Raw genomic sequence first — 14,604 nt, 5'->3', positions numbered from 1 at the left:
GCCGGGGGTCGGCCGGTCTTGCTTCGGGTCGATCCGTCTCGCGGCCGTCAGGGTCAATCGACGGCTCGCGGTCCATTTCCGATCGTCCCATGATCCCCGAAGTCGAGCCGCGACGGAAGCCCCGGCCTCAGGGGATCTCTCCAGCCGACGGCCGGGCACGTTCGCCCCCCAGACCCTCCAGCGGGGCAATCGGCGTGCCGACTCGGACGCCGCCCCACTCCATCCCCGGTGCCGGGCACGTCCCGTTCGACGGCCGAGAGGCGCGCATCGCTCCCATCGCTCCCGAAAGCGCCAGCGCGGCCAGCACCAAGGCGGCCAGCCACGGATCTCTCGCTTTCGATCCGTCGGTGGGGGGCATCACAACCGTTCCTCAAGCAACGCGATCGGCAATCGGGCAGGCGGGAATCACCCGACCAGAACCCAGACCCGGACCGAATCAACCCTGATCCGAGCCTGGGCTTTCGGCGTCGTCCTGTTCGAGCAAGGCGCGGATCTGATCCGCGTGTTCGGGCGCCAGCCGGTGCTGCTGAAGCAGGTGAAGCACGAGCAGGCCCGGCTCTCCCTGGTAGAGCTTGTCCACCAGGTTCTCAACCCGCTTGCGGCGCACGTCCTGCGCGGCGATCTTGGGAGTGTACACAAACGCCAGCTCGCGGCGGTCGCTGCTGACCATCCCTTTCTGCTCCAGACGGTCGAGCAGGGTGGCGACGGTCGCATAGGTCCACTGCCGCCCGGCGGCCTTCGAGGCGTCGAGCACCTCTCGAACCGTGGCCTGGCCGCGGTCCCAGAGAATTCGCAGGACATCCAGCTCCGAGTCGGGAATGGTGGGGGGTCGCTTGGCCATTGCTCGGGGACCTTCCACGGTTCAGTGCGGGTCAGATGCGGGGTGATCTCAATCCCAAACAAACGGGCCTCGGCGGCGCGGGGGGACGCCCCAACTCGCGGGGCGATCGCGCAGGGCGGGCAGGTGGGTGGATGCGGTCCGGGGTTGACCCGCATTCCCCGGTCTTCGTATCCTAAGACACTTGTCCCAGAAGGTCAACCGTGAATCGGACATCTGTCAAGCACGGTCGAGCGGAGGAGCACGGGTGAGCCGAGCCGAGGCAGGGGGCGACCCGGGCCGGGACGCGACGATCGGCGGCCTGGGCTTGCACCTTCGGGGGCTAGCCCTTGAGGTCGTCGAGCGCGCCTTTCCCCTCGGCAATGCGCTGGGGGCGGCCGGCTTGATCGCGCTCGGCGGCTTTGTGCCGGTCCTGGGTGGTTGGCTCGACGATCGGATCAATGGCTGGTCCGACGTGCTGGCGGCCCTCGGCGGCGTCCGGCCCATGACCGAGGCGGGCGATCCCGACGGCGATCACGGCCCGGTCCTCGGCCGAACCGATGCCCCCGAGCTGTTCGACGAGGTTGCCGCCTTGGCCCGACGTGCCGGTGCGAAGCCTCCGGGGCAAATTCGCCTGGCCTATCTCCCGTGCTGCGGCGCAACGGCCTGGGGACGCCGAGGGCGAGCCTTGCTCATCGGATTGCCCTTGCTCTCGGTGCTCAATCGGGTCGAGCTGCGTGCCGTGCTCGCTCACGAGCTGGCCCACCTCGCCCGCGGCGACGCGACCCACGCCGCCCGATCGGCCCGGTTCGTCGAGGCCCTCGGCCGCGCGCTCGACCACGCAAGGAAACCGTCGCGCAGTCCGCTCCGAGGTTGGGCTCGTGGCAGTTTCGCCGTCGGTTCCCGCTTGCTCGCCCCGATCGCCCGGGGCCAGGAGGCCCGCGCCGACCGCTTCGCCGCCGGTGTGGCCGGGGGCGATGCCACCGCCTCGGCCCTGGTCAAGGTCGCCCTCGTGCAGCCGATTTTCCGTGAAGTCCTGGAACATTACGATCCCGATGCCCCCGGCGTGCCGAACCTCTACGCCACGTTCCGCGCCTTCTGGCAGCGATTGCCCGCCCCCCTGATGACGGCCATGCGTCACCGCGTCCTGAGCGATCTGCCGACCCGGACCGACGCCGCTCACCCTCCGTTGATCGACCGCCTGGCGATTGTTCATGCCTATCCGTCTCGACCCGTCTCGGACCTCGATCACGTTCCGGCCGAGACGATGCTCGGCGATCCGACGATCCTTGAGCAAATGCTCCACAACCGGCTGTTCGGGGTCACGTTCTCCACCTCTCCCACCGTCTTCCATCGGTCCGGAAGCTGAACAGGATCGCTCCAGTTGCGATCGCCCCCCCGTCGTCGACCGGGTAAGCTAGTGCGGCCCTCGATTTCCAGGCGCGGTCCCCTCTCCCCCGGTCCTCTCCCCTGCTCGCGGAGAGAGGGAGACCGACCCTCAACCCTCTCCCCCGCTCGCGGGGGAGAGGGTTGCCAAAGGCCGGGTGAGGGGGTCTGTGACGCGGACGCCACGCCTTGCGATCCGAACCCAGACCCCTCCCCTCAACCCTCTCCCCCGCCTCGCGAGAGAGTGGATGGCCGCCAGGCCAGACGAGGGTGCCCGCATCCGTTCGACCGACCGCATCGCCCCGCACGCCTTCGAAACCGGAGAGTCCTCCTGCATGTTTCCCGCCGAAGCGTTGATTCTGATTGCGAGCGTTCTGATCCTGCTCGGCATCGCGTCGAGCAAGTTCTCGGCGCGGGCGGGCATTCCCGTGCTCGTCTTGTTCCTGATCCTGGGAATGCTGGCCGGGTCGGAGGGGATCGGTGGGATCAACTTCGAGGACTACGAGCTGGCCTACGGCGTCGGAACGCTGGCGTTGACCCTCATCCTGTTCGATGGCGGATTGAGTACGCCGCTGTCGGCCTTCCAGACGGCCTGGAAACCGGCGTCGGCCCTGGCGACGCTGGGGGTCTTGCTCACGTCGGCCATCATGGGGGCTGCCGCGGCCTGGGTGCTCGGCCTGAAGCTGATCGATGGCATGCTGCTGGGCAGCATCGTCGGATCGACCGACGCGGCGGCCGTCTTCGCGGTCTTACGATCGGGGGGCATTCGGCTGCCCGGCCGCCTGTCGTCGACCCTGGAGGTCGAGAGCGGATCGAACGACCCGATGGCGATTTTCCTGACGATCGGCCTGATCGGCGTGATTCGCGGCGACCTGGCGTTCGGGCCAGAACTGCTCGGCCTGTTTGCCACTCAGGCAATCGGCGGCACGGTCATCGGTCTTGGCGTGGGCTTCCTCGGGGTTCAGCTCATTAACCGCATCCGCCTCGAATCGGCCGGGCTGTACCCCGTGCTGGCCACGGCCGTCGGCATGCTTGCCTACGGGCTGACCGTCGCGTTCGACGGCAGCGGTTTCCTCGCGGTCTACCTCGCCGGAATCGTCCTCGGCAATAGTCGACTCGTGTTCAAGCGAGGGATCTTCCTCTTCCACGACGCCGGGGCCTGGCTGGCTCAGATCGTCATGTTCGTGGTGCTCGGGCTCTTGAGCTTCCCCAGCCGCCTGGTCGACGTGGCCCCTCAGGGCCTGCTGCTGGCGGCAGTCCTGGTGTTTGTGGCCCGGCCGGTCGCGGTCGGCCTCACGCTCTTGCCCTTCCGCTTCACCTGGCGAGAGTTGATCTTCCTCTCCTGGGGAGGGTTGAAGGGGGCCGTGCCGATCACCCTCGCCACCTTCCCGTTCCTCTTTCAAATCGCCAATGCCAACCGGATCTTCGACGTCGTCTTCTTCGTCGTGCTCGTCTCGGCGCTCTTCCAGGGCTGGACTCTGCCGATCCTCGCGCGCAAGCTCGGCCTGCAACGGCCTCCGGAACCCTCCGCCCCGGTGACGTTGGAACTGACCTCACTCCGCCACGTCGATGGCGACATCGTCGACTATTACCTCAACCTCGACTCCCGGGCTGCCAGCAAGATGGTCCGTGAGCTGGCCCTGCCCGAGGGAGCCGTCATCGCCCTGATCGCCCGCGGCGACCGCGTCATCCCTCCCAAGGGAAGCACCCGCATCTTGCCCGGCGATCACGTCATTGTCGTCCTCGGTCCCGGCACCCGACCCCTCGTCGATCGGGTCTTCGCCCAGGGTGCACCGGGCGAGGCCCTGCCTCGCGATGTCGAATTCCCGCTTCGAGCCACCAGCCGGGTTGGCGATCTGGAAGCCTGCTACGGCTTCAGTCTCCACGCCCCGCCCGAAGCGACACTCGAACAGGCGATCATGGAACGACTCGGCCCGAAGCGGCCCGAGGTCGGTTGCCTCGTGCCCTTCGGGCCGGTTGCCTTGCGCATTCGAGAGCTGGACGACTCGGGCCGGATCGACGGGGTCGGTATGGTCATCGTCCCCATCGACCCCGAGGCTCCTCCCACCTTTTCCCCACCTCAGCGGCGAGGGACGAGATGGTGGATTCGCCCGTCGAACCCGAGGATGTAAAGCTCGCCGCTCGAATCCTCTCCAAAGCCGGCAATGTTGATCTTTGCCTGGCGAGGCGAGTCAAGGTCGATCAGCTCTCCCGTGGCGATCACCTCGTCGTGCTCATCAACCTTCACGCCCCAGATGCGGAACGTCTCGAAGTCACCATACACGTACACCCCTTGCAGCTCCGGGATCCGATCCCCTCGGTAAACGTAGCCGCCGGTGATGCTCTTTCCCACGTCGTTCCGCCCTCGACGCTGCGCCGCCGGCACGTCCGGGTGCGGATACTCGACAATCGGCGGCAAGACCGGCGACGACCGCTCAACCCGGTTCCCCCGAATCTTGAACGGATGGAACCCTTCGTACACGTTCCAGCCGTAGTTGCCCGCGTTGACGACCTTGATCACCTCTTCCCACTTGTTCTGACCAACGTCTCCGGCCCACAGGTCGCCGGTCTCCCGATCAAAGGTGAACTTCCAGATATTTCGAATCCCGATCGCGTAAACCTCCGGAGCCCAGTGAGAAAACTTCGGGTCGCGCTTCGCCGGGTTGTCGCTCGGAATCCCGTAGGCCTTGCCCCCTTCGGGAGTGTCCACGTCGATCCGCAAGATCGAGCCGAACCAGTCCGTCGGGTTCTGACCGGTGCTCAACGGGTCGTCGGCCGCCCCCCCGTCACCGAGCGAAATGTACAAGTAACCATCCGGCCCAAACTCGATGCAGCCGCCGTTGTGATTGCCGTACGGCTGATCGGCCGAGACCCAGATCACCTGCTCGCTGTTCGGGTCCGCCTTGCGCGGGTCGTCCTTCGACACGTTGAACCGCGAGACGACCGAACGCCTCGGGTTCGTGGCCGAGTAATAGACATAAAACTGCCCGTTCTCGGCATACTTCGGATGGAAGGCCAAGCCGAGCAACCCTTCCTCGTTGTCCTTGCCGATCGTCTGCGGCAGGTCGAGGAACAACTGCTTATCATCCGTCTGTAAGTCGTTCGGAAACGAATAAATCTGGGCATTGTGCTGCTCGACGACGAACAGCAAGTTGTGCTCATCGTTCGGATACGCCAGCACGACCGGCCGATCGAACGTCAGGTTCGGGAAGGCGACCTCGGTGTACAGTTCCGGCAGGGTGTCGTCGGCGGGCAGGGCAGCCGAGGCGGGGCGGGCGGCAACGGCAAGCGCCATTACAAGCCCAAGCACCAGGTTCCGTCGGAGCATGGGTGTCTTCGGAAGGGGCATGCAGTCGATCTCCGGGGTAGGGTCGAGTCCAACGAGTCGGGCGGAGAAGGCGGGATCAGACCAACCGGCCGCGCCTCAAGACGCCGCCGCAGGCACACCGAAGAACCGATCGCACGCATGACTCCATGCCCGCGATCGGCCCCACCGTGTTCAAACTCATTCTAAACAAATCCAACGCCCCAGGGAGACCCGTTCGCCTCGTTTCGCCTCGGGCGTGGGATCGGTCCTTCCTGAGACTCAGAGCGTCCAGCCTTGCCGGTACGGCGTCTTGATGAGCGCCGCCGCTTCGGGAAGGTCGGCCACGCTCATCGACTTCGCGTCGTAATCAATCGCCTTGCCCAGCCGCACCGCCACGTTCCCCAGCAGCATCGACTCGGTCAACACCGCCGCGTAATCGAAGTTCCCCAGCGGCGCAGGGCCTCCTTCGATCGCCCGAACCCATTCCCGCTTGGCGTTCAGGTCCCGCTCGTCCTCGCCGCCGAGCCGTTCCAGCGTCTGCTCCGGCGGCGAGAAGCCCGAGAAGCGATCGGCCGGCAACAAGACCTGATCCATCCCGTAATCGCTCGGCGAGTACAACGACCCGCGCTCGCCAATCAAGAGCGAGCCGCTATCGACCGCCTCTCTCCCCTGGAACAAGGCCGGATCGGGCAGGTTCCGCTCGCCGTTCTTCGCCCCCTCGTACCAGGTCAATTTCACCGGCGGCAAGTCCCCCCGCGCCGGGAATTCATAGGTAATCGTCGCCCAGGCCGGGTACGTTTCCGGGTTGATCTCCCCGCTCTCGGCCGAGAACCGCGTCGGATAGCCCAGGTTCAACCCCATGAACGGCAGATTCGCTGTATGGCAGGCCATGTCACCGAGCGACCCGGTGCCGAAGTCCCACCACCCTCGCCAGTCGTGCGGGTGATAGACCGGGTGATACGGCCGCTCCGGCGCGGGGCCAAGGAACAAATCCCACTTCACATGATCGGGAATCGGCGGCGTTTCGGTCGGCCTTGCCACGATGTCGGGCGCCTGCTTCCAGTACTTGAACGGCCGATTCGTCCAGACATGCACCTCCTTCACCGGCCCAATCACCCCTGCTCGGATCAGCTCGACCCCCGTCCGGAACCCGTTCGACGCCGTCCCTTGATTGCCCATCTGCGTCGCCACGCCGTAGCGTTGCGCCGCCTCCTTCATCATCCTCGCTTCAAACGGTGAATGCGCCAGCGGCTTCTGACAATACACATGCTTGCCTCGCTTCATCGCCGCCATCGCGATGACCGCGTGCGTATGATCGGCCGTGCTCACGACCACCGCATCCACCCGATCGTCGAGCGTGTCCAGCAATTCCCGGAAGTCGTGAAACGTTTTCGCCTCCGGGTACTGCTCCGCCTTCTGCGTCAAACGCTGATCATCAATATCACACAGCGCCACCACCTGCCCGCAGCTCGCCGCGTGATCCGTATCGCTCCTCCCCTTTCCTCCCACCCCGATGCACGCGATCGCCACCCGATCGTTCGGCGACCTCCCGAACGCTACCCGCTCATCCTTGCTCAAAATCAAAAACCCGGCCGCCGCGGCCGACGTCGATCGGAAAAACTGCCGACGATCAAAACGGTGCGCCATCGCGTGGGCTCCCTGAATACCAGGCGAACGAAGAGGAGACAAACGTCTTTAAAAGCAATTGTTAGAGTGTGCCTCTCCCCCGCAAACGGGGGAGAGGGGATCAAGACAACCCGTTCCGCTCAGACCTCCGGCAGCTCATACCCGGTCCGATACGGCCTTGAGAGCAACCGGTTCGCCTCGTCGTCGCCGGGGAAGGTCTCGGTCTCGGAGTCCCACGTCAGCTTCCGGCCAAGCAGGTACGAGATGTTCCCCAGGTGCGTCGTGTTGGTCGACCAGTGCGTGACCTCGACATCGCAGATCGGCCGCCCTCGGGTCTTCAGGCAATCGAGCCAGTCGGTCACGTGATCGGGAAGGCCGTCGTCCTGGGCCTTGAATTGTTCGGCCTGCGTGGGAATCGACCGCGTGGGCACTTCTCCCTTGATCAGCTTGATGCCATAAGGCTCGGCCATCCGATCGGGGAAAATCTCATGTCCCGATCGGTCGATGAACAAGGTCCCGTCGGTTCCGCAGAACAAGATCCCGTAGCCGTGCCCGTTCATCGGGTAGCCGTTCCCCTTGCGCATCGAGTACGTCAACACGCAATCGCCCGGGAACTCATACACCACCTGCATCGTGTCCGGCGTGTCGCGGTCATCCTTCACCGTCCAGATCCCGCCGGTTGTGTTCACCGTCGTCGGCCCTTTTTGATCAAGAGCCCACAAGGCGATATCATTCAAATGCACACCCCAGTCACTCATCATGCCGCCGGCATAGTCGAAGAACCAGCGGAACAAGAGGTGATAGCGGTTGATGTTGAACGGTCGCAACGGCGCCGGCCCCAGCCAGGCGTCGTAATCGATGTGCGACGGCGGCTCACTGTCCGGGGTGACTCCCATGCCGAACGGGCTGATGTTCTCGAAGTTCCAGGTCTGGATCCAGTGGACCCGCCCAATCTTCCCCTCTCGAATCGACTCGACCGCCTTGCGGAAGTTCTCGCTCGATCGCTGCTGCGTGCCGACTCCCACTACCCGCTCATACTTCCGCGCCGCCTTGAACATCGCCTGGCCTTCGACCACATTATGGGCCAAAGGTTTCTCAACATAAACATCCTTGCCCGCCTGGCAGGCGTGAATCGTCGGGTGCGCATGCCAGTGGTCCGGCGTCGCGATCACCACCGCGTCCAGGTCGTCCCGGTCGAGCATCTTGCGGTAGTCGCGCATCGACTCCGGCCGCTCGCCCCCTTTCTCTCGGTGAATCCGCTCGGCCGTCTCGTTCGCGTGCGTGTCATCCACGTCGGCCACGGCCACGAACTGCACCTGATCCCGCTTCAAAAACTCGCTGAGCAGTTGGTTCCCTCGGCTCCCCGCGCCGATCAGGCCCAGCCGCACCCGATCCTGCGCCGGGCTCGCCCCCGACGTCCTGATCCCAAACGTTGCGGCTCCCGCTGCAACGCCCACCGACCCGACAAATCCCCGACGCGAAAGCCCTTGCTTGGAGGTCATTGGCCTCACCCTTTTTCTTTGGTTCGAGTGACCCGATCACATGGCCCGGAACGTGAGGTCCCCGGCCGAGAGGATTCGCTCGCCTCGATCCTAACGGCCGCGAAAGCACTCTGCCAGCATCGGCCGCTCCGGGGCATCACCGCTCCGGGCTCCTCCCGAAACCGCGACAGTCCCGGAGCGCACACCCGATCGACCACCAATCACCCCTGGCTGTCCCATCCATAGGAAATCATGCGGCATTCGGACGATCCGTCGTCGTACAGCTCGACGACCGCGTAGGCCGGGCCGAACTGCTGGTACGGTCCTTTCCACCACCCGCCGCAGACGGCCCCGTTGCAGGAATACGTCGTGCCCAGGTAATCGACCCTGTCGGCCAGGTGGATATGTCCGCTCAGGCAGGCCCGCACGTTCCCTCGCTCGTGAAACAGCGCCGTCAGCCTGCGGGCGTCGATGTGCATCCACGCACCGGGCACCTGCCAGTTGCCGCTCTGTTCATTGTCTCCATCGAGAAACGGGCACGCGGCCATGATCGGAATATGCGAAAGCACCAGGATCGGCGTCGAGGCCGGGGTCGCTTCCAGTTCCTTCACCAGCCAGTCGAATTGTTCCTCGTCGATCTTGGCCGTGTACGTGCCCGGCTCGGCCCCGGGATACGTGCTGTCGAGCACCACAAACTTCCAACCGGCCTTCTCAAACGCCCGGTAGCGCCCCGGTAGCCCCAGCTCCTCAACCGCCGAGCGCTTCCCCGGACAACTGCCGTCGGTCGACGGCTCGAACCCTCCTCCTCTCCACCCCCAAACGTCGTGATTGCCGATGCACGACTCAACCGGCAACGAGCAATCCTGCTCCAGCCGCCGATGCCACAGGTTCCACTGCTTCGACACCGTCTCCGGATCCTGCGCGAAGGCATCCATGATGCAATCACCCCCGAACAGGATGAGCTCCGGCGCATCATCCAGCCCTTGCACATGCTCCAAGCAGGCTGCAAACCCCGCCTCGGCATTCCGCTCGGGTGTAATATGGATATCCGTCAGATGTGCCAGCCTCAGCACGCGCCGACCCTTCGGGGTGGCCGCCTCCGCTGCCGACCCCAGCAGCACCGCCCCTCCCGCCGCCCCGGCCGCCGCCCGGAAGACACCGCGACGGGTCATCCCAGTTGCCACCGACTCCGCCGAATCACCCCGAGCACGCGAAATAAGCATGTGAGCCTCCAAACCTGCGAAGAATTCGAATTTCCGGGCACGATGATACTCGCTGTCACCCTCGCTCGCCCGTAAACTTCTCATGAACGGGGCATCCTCCCGTCCTGTCCCCCCGTTGCCGGACGATCCCGGAGGCTCCTCGCTGTCCTCCGCGGCCGGCCGAGCCGGGGACGGCCAACGGGTTCATCCTCACCCCCGCCGCTCCCCGTCGACGTGCCCCCTTGACATCAAGAGGCCATAAGAGTCGTGAGGCGGCTCGACCAGTGCCGAGCGGATCGGGGCACGAAGACGTTGCCCCGGCTCCCTGCCCCCCTATCGGAGCTTTGCGACAACTCTCTCGTATAACTGAGGCCATCCCGCCTCAGCCCACTCCTTCCGCTGCGGCTCGCACCAGCACTCAGTCAGCTCCTTCTTGGGCGAACAAAGAAACTCATCGTGGAAGATTCGATTGGTCGTCACGATGACTCCCGGAGGACGCGAAGTGCCCCCTCCGGACCGGCGGATGACCTTGAATTGGTCGGCGGTAAGGTCGACGATGATCCCCTGAACCTCAATCCAGGTATGGTGGTAAATCTCGTCCCGCACAATCCAGGGGGAGAGGTTCTCCCCGCTCCGGCCCTCCACGCCCAGGAACCCCGCCTCGTGCAGATACCTGCCGAGAAGACGGCTCGTGATGACGCAGCAGCTTCGGGGGAAGCCGTTCAGCCACTTGAAGTCGTCCCAGTGTTCCTCGCCGCGGAGCCCTTCCATGGCGCGGCGAAACTTCGTCGCGACCTCGCGCAGTACCTTCTCGTCGGCCGGGCGCCGGGCGCGGGCCTTCTCCCTCCCGGTGCGGCGGGCCTCCATCACCCTCTCGTACGGGTCCATCATGTCGGCCGGTTGTCGCGGTCTTCGGGCACGCGCCATGTGTCCTCCCCTCCTCGAGATCCTCCCCCGGGACCCGCGACCGCAGCCCGGAGTCGTCGCGACGGGGCACGCTCGAAGACTCGATTTGCCCCGGCCACCTGCCGGCCCACACCTCTGTCGGCTCACGCAAAGGTTCAGCGGACCCGGCCGCCGAGACTCCCTTGGATTGAATGACGACACACCGCTGCGGGCGAGGTCCGCGGCAACCGCGGGTGAACCCTCGCCCCTTCAGTTCGGGTGCCACTGGCTCTGCCAGTGCTCCGGTCGGGCCCGGTTCTGGCAGAGCCAGTGGCATCCAAACATTGGCACTCATCGCCCGCCAGTGCCACCCAGCCGATCACCTCAAGGCGATCCGCCTCCATGCCTCACCGGGTTCGACGATGATCCTGAACCAGGCCCGATCGCCGTCGATATGGATGAGAACCTGGTGGTGGGTCACCCCGCTCCCGACCTGTTCCAGCCAAAGCCCGGGCCGAACGATCTCGGCGTAGAGCCGCTCCCATGGCTCGCCCGGGTCCCGCTCGAACTGGGCGAGCTCCTCGGTGAAGAGGCCCCGCACCGACTCGAACTCCGGCTCCGAGAGGAACGTCCCTCCACTCCAAGGGAAATCGCTTGCCCCGCCGGCGAGGTCGATCGTGCCGAGCAGCACTCCGCCCCGATAGAGTCGGAAGACAGGGAGTGACATCGGTTCGCAGCAAGCTCTTTGCCGCCTCAAGAATCCATGTCAGCCGAGGGGTCACCTTGAGGTGGCAAACGAACTCCCCAGGCACCGCACCGAGGAGCCCCACGACCAGGGCCTCCATCATCGGCATCGACCTCGGCAAGTTCAAGAGCGTCACCTGCGTCTCCGACTCCGAAACCACTGAAGCGACCTTCGCCACCCTCCCCACCAACCCCGAGGCCTTGAGGAAGGCCCTCGACCGCATCCGCCCCGACCTGGTCGTCTTCGAGGCCTGCACCGTCGCCGGTTGCCTCACTGACGGGTGGCCGGGCGCAAAGCGTCGCGTGCCCCGGTGTCGGAGGCCGTTTCATCCGGGGCACGCTTGAAGACTCGCTTTGCCCCAGCTCCTCGTCGGGATTCCTTCTTATTCTTTGGATGCATCAGAAGATCATCGTATTTCTCATGCTTCCGATCCTCGCTCCCCCGCTGGGTGCCACTGGCTCTGCCAGTGCCGATCGGACGGGGTGCACTGGCAGAGCCAGTGGCACCCAGACATCAGCACCTCGCGACCGCCTCCCGCCACGCCGCCGCGCCCCGACCTCGCCGCGAAGAGTCCGGCCGGCTCGCCCCGGCCCCGGCGGGACCTCCGTATCGACCCGCCCCGACCCGAACCACCCCCGATCGGCCGCCTCGCCGATCGGGAGCCCATCGGCCCCGCCGCCAAGCCATTTCCTAACCGGAAACGTTTTCACACGTGAGCCCAACGCGATGAACGGCCGGCCGGCGGGCCGCGGAGGAGTGCCTGGGGCGTGGACGCTCGCCGGGACCCCGTTCCCTCGACCCCCCACCACGAGCCGACGACGCCGATCGTCCCCCTCGTGCCGACCCCCGAGCGCGGTTTGCGAGCCGATGCCCCTTCGCATCGCGACTCATCCACCCGACCCTTCCCGCGCCGACCGCGTCCCGAGCCGATCCGTCACGCCGAGCCTCACCCCGAACCCGGTCAGGAACCCTTCACCTGCCACCGCCGTCGAAGGTACGCTCTTGACAAAATTGGCCATGAGAGCGGTTAGGCGTCTCCTTGTGTTTCGTGTATACGAAAGTACATCAAAGTCCGTGGCACCGCCTCTAGACGAAGTTCTCGATGCAGATCATCGCGGAGCGAGACGAGGACGTTATCGAGGATCGCACTACCCTCGTTTGCAAACTGAACCGCGAATGCTTGAGCCAACTCGACTTGCCGACGAGAGCCGAACAACTGAATGTCAGCTATCGCTGACTCCAAATCGAGCGGATTTGATCGCTCGACGCAGCCTTCCAGGCGACGGTAAGCCTCGATCAGTAACTGGGTGATCAACTCGCGTCGCCTGTTCTCGCGATGACGTCGCCCTTCGAGAATGTGAAGGACGAACCAACCCGCGATGGCACCGATTGCGGTCGATAAGCCGAGCAGAAATTGCCAGTCCACGGACGGAAACCCTCGTTGGACTAGTTGGCGAAAGTAAAGCCCGGACGGTACTTCGTCGGCCTCTGCGTGATATTCGCTTCGCGGTTTGATTGGAAGCCTTCCGCCGCCTAACCTGTTGTAGACGGACGAATGTCCGTGTTGTAACACGCCCATTCGTCCACATAGTTCCATTTCACATCCCGATCATGCCGAAATGATTTGGGGCTTGCAAGCGAAATCCCCGGGAAACGTGGACGTAACAGATCGGGCAAACGTGCCCGGGCCTCGCGTTCGCAACGGGTGGCCGGTGCGCGAGTGATCGAGGGGGCAAGGGCAGCGCTCGGGTCGCGATCAGAGGGGCTCGCAGTCGGAATCCATCACGTACCCGATCGCCTTGATCACGTCTCGCATCGTCAGATCGTCGAGCAGGCCGATCGGCCCGGAATCGAGGTCGAGCTGCGTCGTCTCGATCGAGAGCAGATTCTCGCACTGGGCCACGCAATCGGTCGTAAACCCGAACTGCCCCGCACGGAGGGCGACGCAAGAGGGCAGGGTGCTTCGCACCGCGAACCGGGCCGAGGTGCAAACGACGGCCAGCACGTACCGGCCGCGGTTCAACTCGGCTCGGGAGATGACGATGACCGGATGAGGACCCGCCTCGTCGAAGTCGGCCACGTAGACTTCGCCGGGTCTGATCACGGTTGCTCGTCCATCCGTCCGGCCGCATTGCGTAGCGCCACCTTGCGAATGGCTCGTTGCCGGCGATCGTCTTCGAGCAGCTCGCGCAAGTCCTCGTAATCCCCCTCGGGAATCAGGACGTACGCCCGGTTCGTCCTCGGATCGACCACCCGAGGAGGGGTCTCGTCCGCCCCGTCGAGGGTTCGTTGCTGCTGCTCGGTCAGTTCGATGGGCATCACCTTGCTTCCCCGGTTTGTCTCGGAATCCATGAGGCCGACCTCCGCGTGACCTCCTTGTGGGTGAGCACCCGACCCGCGTCGACAGCTTCCTCACCGCGACGGATCGCGGCCAGGATGGCCAGTTCCTCGCTCATCTGTTCGAGCGTCGCCGCCTCAGGCATCTGGCGGAGGGCCTCCAGGGCCATCTGCTTCTCCGATCGCGGGGCGGCTTCGGTCGACATCGTGCGGCTCCCACGTTTGGGATCGATTCCAAACACCCCCACGCCCCATGTGATCCGCCGGGCACTCGGATCTGGAAATCACCGTCTGTTCGTCCGTGCAATCGCCCCCGAGTCTCGGGGAGCACACGCCGAACGAACGGGAAACGACGACCATGCCCAGGTTGCTCGATCAGGTCCGCGAGGCGATCCGGGTCCGTCACTCCAGCATCCGGACCGAGGATGCGTACGTCAACGGGATCCGGCAGTTCATCCACTTCCACGGCACGAGGCACCCGGTCGAGCTCGGCGAAGCCGAGGTCAACGCCTTCCTCACATTCCTGGCCGTCGAGCGGAAGGTGGCGGCCTCGACCCAGAACCAGGCGATGGCGGCCCTGCTGTTCCTGGACCAGGAGGTGCTCGACCGGCCCCTCGGCGAGTTCGGCGAGGTCGTCCGCGCCCGGAGGCCCGATCGCCTCCCCGTCGTCCTAACCCGAGAGGAGGTCAAGGCGGTCCTCGACCTCCTCACCGCCGAGAAATGGCTCATCGCCAGCCTGCTCTATGGCGCCGGGCTCCGCCTGCTGGAGGGCCTCCGCCTGCGGGTCAAGGACGTCGATTTCGGCCAGAATCACCTGA

General features: G+C 65.2%; 16 protein-coding genes. 4 read left to right on the top strand and 12 right to left on the bottom strand.

The window, feature by feature from the left end; translation table 11 throughout:
- Positions 1-127: 127 nt before the first annotated feature.
- Positions 128-358 (bottom strand): hypothetical protein, encoded by a 231-nt coding sequence (locus HG800_RS18825; RefSeq protein ID WP_169978311.1) that lies wholly within the window; start codon positions 356-358, stop codon positions 128-130.
- Positions 359-436: 78 nt separating this feature from the next.
- Entirely contained in the window at positions 437-841 is a 405-nt protein-coding gene (locus HG800_RS18820; protein WP_169978309.1) for a BlaI/MecI/CopY family transcriptional regulator, read from the bottom strand.
- A gap of 244 nt (positions 842-1,085) precedes the next feature.
- On the opposite strand from HG800_RS18820, the gene HG800_RS18815 reads away from it, so the two are divergent.
- Entirely contained in the window at positions 1,086-2,186 is a 1,101-nt protein-coding gene (locus HG800_RS18815; RefSeq protein ID WP_315852062.1) for a M48 family metallopeptidase, read from the top strand.
- A 352-nt stretch (positions 2,187-2,538) separates the two neighbouring features.
- Positions 2,539-4,335: a potassium/proton antiporter gene (locus HG800_RS18810; protein WP_169978599.1), complete on the top strand. Its 1,797-nt coding sequence runs from the start codon at positions 2,539-2,541 to the stop codon at positions 4,333-4,335.
- Here the strand turns inward: HG800_RS18810 and HG800_RS18805 are convergent.
- The 6 genes from HG800_RS18805 to HG800_RS18780 all read right to left on the bottom strand — a co-directional run bounded on the left by HG800_RS18805 (position 4,284) and on the right by HG800_RS18780 (position 11,395).
- Positions 4,284-5,552 (bottom strand): PQQ-dependent sugar dehydrogenase, encoded by a 1,269-nt coding sequence (locus tag HG800_RS18805; protein ID WP_235963795.1) that lies wholly within the window; start codon positions 5,550-5,552, stop codon positions 4,284-4,286. The genes HG800_RS18810 and HG800_RS18805 overlap by 52 nt on opposite strands.
- 237 nt (positions 5,553-5,789) lie before the next feature.
- Positions 5,790-7,157 carry a Gfo/Idh/MocA family protein gene (locus tag HG800_RS18800; protein ID WP_169978307.1) on the bottom strand — a complete coding sequence of 456 codons (1,368 nt, stop codon included), beginning with the start codon at positions 7,155-7,157 and terminating at the stop codon, positions 5,790-5,792.
- Positions 7,158-7,276: 119 nt separating this feature from the next.
- Complete coding sequence (locus HG800_RS18795) at positions 7,277-8,638, bottom strand: Gfo/Idh/MocA family oxidoreductase (RefSeq protein ID WP_169978305.1); 1,362 nt, start codon at positions 8,636-8,638, stop codon at positions 7,277-7,279.
- A 200-nt stretch (positions 8,639-8,838) separates the two neighbouring features.
- A complete protein-coding gene (locus HG800_RS18790) occupies positions 8,839-9,840 on the bottom strand; it encodes a metallophosphoesterase family protein (RefSeq protein ID WP_169978303.1) in 1,002 nt (333 codons plus the stop codon).
- Between the two features lie 312 nt (positions 9,841-10,152).
- Positions 10,153-10,746 (bottom strand): hypothetical protein, encoded by a 594-nt coding sequence (locus tag HG800_RS18785; RefSeq protein ID WP_169978301.1) that lies wholly within the window; start codon positions 10,744-10,746, stop codon positions 10,153-10,155.
- A gap of 337 nt (positions 10,747-11,083) precedes the next feature.
- Complete coding sequence (locus HG800_RS18780; RefSeq protein WP_169978299.1) at positions 11,084-11,395, bottom strand: hypothetical protein; 312 nt, start codon at positions 11,393-11,395, stop codon at positions 11,084-11,086.
- A 29-nt stretch (positions 11,396-11,424) separates the two neighbouring features.
- Between HG800_RS18780 and HG800_RS18775 the strand changes: the two genes are divergently transcribed.
- Positions 11,425-11,793: a hypothetical protein gene (locus HG800_RS18775; RefSeq protein WP_169978297.1), complete on the top strand. Its 369-nt coding sequence runs from the start codon at positions 11,425-11,427 to the stop codon at positions 11,791-11,793.
- A gap of 683 nt (positions 11,794-12,476) precedes the next feature.
- On the opposite strand, the gene HG800_RS18770 is transcribed toward HG800_RS18775, so the two are convergent.
- The 4 genes from HG800_RS18770 to HG800_RS18755 form a co-directional block, all read right to left on the bottom strand.
- Complete coding sequence (locus HG800_RS18770) at positions 12,477-12,875, bottom strand: hypothetical protein (protein WP_169978295.1); 399 nt, start codon at positions 12,873-12,875, stop codon at positions 12,477-12,479.
- A gap of 330 nt (positions 12,876-13,205) precedes the next feature.
- Entirely contained in the window at positions 13,206-13,553 is a 348-nt protein-coding gene (locus HG800_RS18765; protein WP_169978293.1) for a type II toxin-antitoxin system PemK/MazF family toxin, read from the bottom strand.
- Positions 13,550-13,768, bottom strand: coding sequence for a hypothetical protein (locus tag HG800_RS18760; RefSeq protein ID WP_169978292.1), 219 nt, complete (start codon positions 13,766-13,768; stop codon positions 13,550-13,552). The genes HG800_RS18765 and HG800_RS18760 overlap by 4 nt, the downstream gene beginning before the upstream one ends.
- Positions 13,768-13,992, bottom strand: a complete 225-nt coding sequence (locus tag HG800_RS18755; protein ID WP_169978290.1) for a hypothetical protein — start codon at positions 13,990-13,992, stop codon at positions 13,768-13,770. The genes HG800_RS18760 and HG800_RS18755 overlap by 1 nt, the downstream gene beginning before the upstream one ends.
- A 152-nt stretch (positions 13,993-14,144) precedes the next feature.
- Here HG800_RS18755 and HG800_RS18750 point away from each other — a divergent pair.
- On the top strand, positions 14,145-14,604 hold a 460-nt coding region (locus HG800_RS18750; RefSeq protein WP_169978288.1), incomplete at its 3' end, for a phage integrase N-terminal SAM-like domain-containing protein.

Origin of the sequence: Tautonia rosea, assembly GCF_012958305.1 — a bacterium.
Classification (GTDB): Bacteria; Planctomycetota; Planctomycetia; order Isosphaerales; family Isosphaeraceae; genus Tautonia; species Tautonia rosea.
The sequence above is the reverse complement of the archived record's forward strand: the minus strand, read 5'-3'. Positions and strand labels throughout refer to the sequence as shown.

Excerpts from the sequence above, each read along its gene's own strand:
- HG800_RS18825 (WP_169978311.1), bottom strand. The coding sequence starts at position 358 with ATGCCCCCCACCGACGGATCGAAAGCGAGAGATCCGTGGCTGGCCGCC.
- HG800_RS18820 (WP_169978309.1), bottom strand. The coding sequence starts at position 841 with ATGGCCAAGCGACCCCCCACCATTCCCGACTCGGAGCTGGATGTCCTG.
- HG800_RS18810 (WP_169978599.1), top strand. The coding sequence starts at position 2,539 with ATGTTTCCCGCCGAAGCGTTGATTCTGATTGCGAGCGTTCTGATCCTG.
- HG800_RS18805 (WP_235963795.1), bottom strand. The coding sequence starts at position 5,552 with ATGCCCCTTCCGAAGACACCCATGCTCCGACGGAACCTGGTGCTTGGG.
- HG800_RS18800 (WP_169978307.1), bottom strand. The coding sequence starts at position 7,157 with ATGGCGCACCGTTTTGATCGTCGGCAGTTTTTCCGATCGACGTCGGCC.
- HG800_RS18795 (WP_169978305.1), bottom strand. The coding sequence starts at position 8,638 with ATGACCTCCAAGCAAGGGCTTTCGCGTCGGGGATTTGTCGGGTCGGTG.
- HG800_RS18790 (WP_169978303.1), bottom strand. The coding sequence starts at position 9,840 with ATGCTTATTTCGCGTGCTCGGGGTGATTCGGCGGAGTCGGTGGCAACT.
- HG800_RS18785 (WP_169978301.1), bottom strand. The coding sequence starts at position 10,746 with ATGGCGCGTGCCCGAAGACCGCGACAACCGGCCGACATGATGGACCCG.
- HG800_RS18760 (WP_169978292.1), bottom strand. The coding sequence starts at position 13,768 with ATGCCCATCGAACTGACCGAGCAGCAGCAACGAACCCTCGACGGGGCG.
- HG800_RS18755 (WP_169978290.1), bottom strand. The coding sequence starts at position 13,992 with ATGTCGACCGAAGCCGCCCCGCGATCGGAGAAGCAGATGGCCCTGGAG.